5 protein-coding genes are annotated in these 5,680 nt (G+C 29.4%); all 5 read left to right on the forward strand.

Annotation, left to right across the window (positions count from 1 at the left end):
- Nucleotides 1-238 precede the first annotated feature (238 nt).
- From L8D11_RS02985 to lpxB, 5 genes are read left to right on the forward strand one after another with little or no spacing between them, the layout of a single operon-like run.
- Nucleotides 239-1,579, forward strand: coding sequence for a M23 family metallopeptidase (locus L8D11_RS02985; protein ID WP_236870193.1), 1,341 nt, complete (start codon nt 239-241; stop codon nt 1,577-1,579).
- Nucleotides 1,580-1,594: 15 nt separating this feature from the next.
- On the forward strand, nt 1,595-2,593 hold the full coding sequence (locus L8D11_RS02990) for a LysM peptidoglycan-binding domain-containing M23 family metallopeptidase (RefSeq protein WP_236870194.1): 999 nt from the start codon (nt 1,595-1,597) through the stop codon (nt 2,591-2,593).
- A gap of 17 nt (nt 2,594-2,610) precedes the next feature.
- Complete coding sequence (gene metG, locus L8D11_RS02995; RefSeq protein ID WP_236870195.1) at nt 2,611-4,116, forward strand: methionine--tRNA ligase; 1,506 nt, start codon at nt 2,611-2,613, stop codon at nt 4,114-4,116.
- Nucleotides 4,116-4,388, forward strand: coding sequence for an FAD assembly factor SdhE (locus L8D11_RS03000; RefSeq protein ID WP_236870196.1), 273 nt, complete (start codon nt 4,116-4,118; stop codon nt 4,386-4,388). Before metG ends, L8D11_RS03000 begins: the two co-directional genes overlap by 1 nt.
- Complete coding sequence (lpxB, locus tag L8D11_RS03005; RefSeq protein WP_236870197.1) at nt 4,372-5,607, forward strand: lipid-A-disaccharide synthase; 1,236 nt, start codon at nt 4,372-4,374, stop codon at nt 5,605-5,607. Before L8D11_RS03000 ends, lpxB begins: the two co-directional genes overlap by 17 nt.
- Nucleotides 5,608-5,680: the final 73 nt, after the last annotated feature.

Here is a 5,680-nt window from a genome sequence, read left to right on the forward strand (position 1 = left end):
TCTGATACTACCTCGCCTTTTTCTTTTTTTCTTACTATTATTTCAAAATCCATTTGATACCTGTATTGTTTTAGGTCAAAGGTTAGCACTTTTCCTATTTATACGCTATCTAATATTTATGCTTCCATTTAGAATTGTGTTGATAAATTTTGACATTAATTCTTGAAAATTTCTAAATTGTATGCTTATAATGCTATTCATCAAATAAACTGGTTCAATGCGTTATTTTTTAGGTTTAATGAGACTTGAGAGAATTAACTTTTTTTTATTCGGCTTTGCAATTTTTTATATTGTTGTAAGTTTTATTTTTAGTATTAAAAATGATTCTTCTGGTACCATAAAATCTATAAGCGCTGATATTCCGTTTAATCAAACTGATGATAGTGAGGGTATAGATGAAGAATCGGAAGATGAGACTGAAACTATATCTAGTTCAGAATTCTTGAGTGATAAGTATGTGCGCACTGTGCAAAAAGGAGATAGTATAATAAAAATATTATCTGAAGTTGGATTTAGTTCATCTGACACCTACTCTATATCAAAGCAAATTAATGAATTATACAATTTTCTGAATATAAATGTTGGGCAGGAAATAAAATTCTTATTTAGTTCTAAAGATGGTAGTAAAATTAAAGTAGGTGATTTGCCATATAATATGACCATTCATATTGATAATAAAATTATTGAAGGTATTTATAATGAAAGTAAAAATAAGTATGATTTAAAGCTTCTTAAGCAAACCACTAACAGTAAATCCAAGTTAGTAAAGGGGTATGCTAAAGAAGGTCTGTATAATAGTGCATTATCACAGGGTGCATCTCCTGGAATTATTATGGAATATATTAAAATGTTAAGTAATGAGGTTAACTTTAAAAGAGATGTTAAAAATGATAGCGAATTTAAGATACTGTTTAATTATAATGAAACTTTAGAAGGGAAAAAAGTTAGTGATGGAAATATACTTTACGCATATTTATCCATCAACAATAAGAAATATGAAGTATACCAATATAAAGATAACAAAGGCAATATTAGCTATTATTACGCTGATGGGAGGAATTTAAAAAGTGCAATGCTGAGTAAACCTATTAATCGAGCTCGTATTTCTTCAGGGTTTGGGGTTAGGTTCCATCCCATTTCAAAGTGCAATAAGTTACATAAAGGGGTCGACTACGCTGCAGTAACGGGGACACCTATTTTAGCAGCTGGTAATGGTGTGGTTCAAGTTATGAGATATGGAGCAGGGTATGGCAAATATTTAGCAATAAAACATAATAATCAATACTCAACTTTATATGCCCATATGAGCAGATTTAAGCCTGGAATGAAAAGAGGTATGGCTGTAAAACAAGGGCAAGTGATTGGGTATGTTGGTAGTACTGGTAGTGCAACTGGTGCTCATCTGCATTATGAAATTAGGAAATATGGTAAACCAATAAATCCTATAAAAGTAAAACCTTTGATTTCTAATCCTCTTGAAGGGCAGAAATTAGTTGCTTTTAATAATCAAAAAAAGAAAATAGATGGCACACTACATAAAGAAAACAAAATTATGTTAGCAAAAAATAACCGTAATTAGAAATAATTGGATAAAATGAAAGCTGGATTTGGTAATTTTCTTGGATTTTCTCTTGTATGTTTTCTAGCGGGCTGTAATTCGGTTGATACTACTGCTATCATTGAAAATAACCAATCAATTTATTTTGGAAAAAAAGAAAAATATCGCTTTGTGAAGAGTCAGGCAGTTCAATCTGTCAGTGAAATAGCTCAGGAATATCATGTGCCAATTAAGGAAATTAAGCGATTAAATTCATTAGATTCATATGATAGTATTAAGCCTGGAACGGTTATAAAGATTCCAATAGGTAATTATTATCTAATAAAATCAAGTGACACTCTTGAGAGTATTGCAAGGGTTAATGATGTTGATCTTAATTTGCTTGCTGAAAAAAATGGTTTGTCTGTTGATTCAGAGGTATTTGCTGGAGATTATATAGTAATTCCTGAGTCAGGTAGTGGATTTGTAGAGCATGATGGATATAAGCATGTGAACTTTGATTCATCAAAAGTTCATGATGAAGAAAATGTTGAGGAAGTACAAAATAATAATCAAGTTGATGAAAACAAAAAGCAAGATAGTGATTTAAATGTATTGACGGCGAAGGATAGTTTTCTTGTAGCTCCGAAAGCAGAAAAAATAAATAAGTTTTTCAAGAATCAGTACCCTATTAATTCAGAAGATTTTATGTGGCCTATAAATGGTCGTGTAATAAAAACTTATGGAGATCATAATGGCAAATCTAACGAGGGAATTAACATTGCTGCAGAAATAGGTGAGCCAGTTAAAGCAGCTTCAAGAGGTGAGGTGGCGTATTTAGGTAATCAGCAAGGATACGGGAATTTGATTATACTTAAACATAACAATGGCTATTTGACTGCTTATTCTAACTTAGATAAATTTTTGGTTAAAAAGGGTCAGATAGTAAATAAGGGAATTCAAATTGCTACAGTTGGTAATTCAGCGAATTTAGATGGACCTCAGTTGCAATTTTCAATGAAAAAAGGTAATCGTACTATTAACCCTGACGGATAAAGTATAAATTACATTTAATGCAAAAAAAATTCTATATAACCACGCCTATTTACTATGTTAATGATAAACCACATATAGGCCACGCTTATACTAATATTGCATCTGATGTAATAGCAAGATTTAAAAGATTGGATGGGTATGATGTTAAATTCTTAACTGGTACTGATGAACATGGACAAAAAGTCGAAAAATCTGCACAAAAATATTCAATTCAAACTCAGGAGTATGTTGATAAAATTGCTCAAAATTTTATCAACTTAACAAAGGATTTAAATTTATCTAATGATGATTTTATTAGAACAACGGAAGAGAGGCATAAAAATTTTGTGCAAAGTGTATGGCGAAAATTAATCGATAATAATCAAATTTATTTAGGTAAATATTCAGGTTGGTATTCTATTAGAGATGAAGCTTATTTTTTAGAATCTGAATTAGTCAATGGTAATGCTCCTTCAGGAGCGCCAGTAGAATGGATAGAAGAATCAAGTTACTTTTTTAGATTAGAATCTTTTCAACAAAAATTGCTGAATTTTTATAAAGATAATCCAGGTTTTATACATCCAGAAAGCAGAAAAAATGAAGTCATTTCTTTTGTAAAATCTGGACTCAAAGATCTTTCTGTTTCAAGAACATCATTTAAATGGGGAATAAAAGTTCCAAATGATGAAAGTCATGTTATATATGTCTGGCTTGATGCATTATTTAATTATATTTCTGCGTTAAATAAAGATGAAGTATCATTTTGGCCAGCAAATTTACATGTTGTTGGTAAGGATATATTGAGGTTTCATGCGGTATATTGGCCTGCATTTCTTATGGCTGCAGATTTATCAATTCCAAAAAGAATTTTTGCACACGGTTGGTGGACTAATAATGGTGAAAAAATATCAAAGTCTTTAGGTAACGTTATTGATCCTTGTAATATTATTGAAAAACATGGTCTAGATTATTTTAGGTACTATTTAATAAGAGAAATAACTTTCGGTAATGATGGAAATTTTTCAGAGGATAGTTTTATTGAAAAAATAAATTCTGAGTTGGTTAACAAAGTTGGTAACTTAATTTTTAGAACAGTGAATTTGATATATAAAAATTGTGAGCAAAAAATTCCAACACCAGGTGAATTTAATGAGAAGGACAGTAAATTATTAAATGATGCTTATGGTGCTATTTTAAAAATAAGAAATTATGTAGATGAGCAGTCCTTGAAACAAATATTGGAAGTAATTATTGTATTATCAAATAATGCAAATGTATTTATAGATGAAGAGGCCCCTTGGAAGTTAAAAACAACTGATTTTAAAAGAATGTGTACTGTATTATACGTTATATCTGAAGTTATAAGAGTTATTGCTTTGCTACTTCAACCGTTTATTCCACATACTGCAGAGAGTATACTTGACTATTTTAAAATTAAGCAAAGAAGTTTTGATGCTGTTTCAAAATCGCATTGCATTAATCCTGGCACAGTTTTAAATAAACCAGAGATTTTTTTCAAAAAGATTGAAATAGAGAAAAATTAATGAATTTTGATCATTTAAAAAAGAAATTATTGTATCAGAGCACACATAGAGGATGTAAGGAATTAGACATAATTTTGGGTAGCTTTGCTGAAAAATTTTTAATGAATTTAGAGTCTGAATCAATCAAGCAATATGAAGAATTGCTTCAGGTTCCTGATAATGATATTTATAATTGGGTAATAGAAAAAAGCATTCCTCCTAAGCGATATGATACTAAACTTTTGAGTAGTATTATATCCTTTAATAAAAAAAAATATGATCAATCACTATAAATTATTTATCTCAGTAGGAGAGGCGTCTGGTGATATTTTAGCTGCTAATCTCATGAGAGATTTAAAAAAAATACCCAATTATAAGTTTAAATTTTATGGAATAGCTGGTGAAAGAATGATTAGTGAAGGAGGTATAAAAAGCCTTTTTCCAAGCAAAGAATTGGCAATTATGGGTTATTTAGAAATTATACCAAAAATATTTAAAATTTTATTTAGGTTATTTCAAACCATCCTATATATTAAAAAGCTAATGCCAGATTTAATCATCACTGTTGATTCACCAGGATTTAATTTTCTGCTGGTAAAATTAGTAAAAAAATTTTTAAACTTAGATATAGCAATTATTCATTACGTAGCACCAACGGTATGGGCTTATAAACCAGAACGTGCGCAAAAATGTGCTGAGTTATTTAATCATATGTTGGTAATTTTTCCTTTTGAAAAAAAATATTTTGATAAAGTTGGTTTAAAGTGCAGTTATGTGGGTAATCCAACAATTGAAAGTGGTAGTGATTATGGTCAAATTAATAAGGATGATATAAGGAAAGAATATGGATTAATCGGTAAAAAAATTATCACCATAATTCCAGGAAGTAGAAAAAATGAGCTAAAATATCACCTTCCTGTTTTGCGTGAGTATATGGATGAGCTTTGTAAAAAATATAAAAATATATTTTTTATATTACCTACATTGGGACACTTGGAAAAACAAATTAAAAGGTATTTAAAACATGATAACTTAATAATTTGCAAAGATGACAGGGACAAAAATAATTTAATTAATATAAGTGATTTAATTTTATGTAAATCTGGAACAAGTGTTTTAGAATCTATTACAAAAAAAGTACCGATTATTGTTTTTTATAAAATGAATAGGTTTACTGCTTATATAATTAAAAAAAAGCTTAAAATTAGCTACGTTGCAATTTGTAATATAGTGATGAATAAAAGTATTATTCCAGAGTTACTGCAAGATAATTTTAATGTACGAAATTTACTATTAGAATCAGAGAAATTTATTAATAACAAAGAAAAAGTAACACAACAATTGAAGGACATAGAGTTGTTTTTAACAAAATTTGACTCATCGAAAATAGAGAGACAAAAAGCATCTGAGGTTATACTGAGTTATTTAGAAGGTGCTTTAGCGAGCATAAAGGAAAATAAGGCATTGCTAAGCAAATATAGCGTCAAAGAAGAAATGTATATACACAGATAATTCAGCCATATCAGCGGCTTTGGAATAAGCCTTGGTTTTTCGATTGTATCTCTTGATAAAGTCTCTGAGAGAG

The organism is Candidatus Bandiella numerosa, assembly GCF_021811875.1.
Classification (GTDB): Bacteria; Pseudomonadota; Alphaproteobacteria; order Rickettsiales; family Midichloriaceae; genus Aquirickettsia; species Aquirickettsia numerosa_A.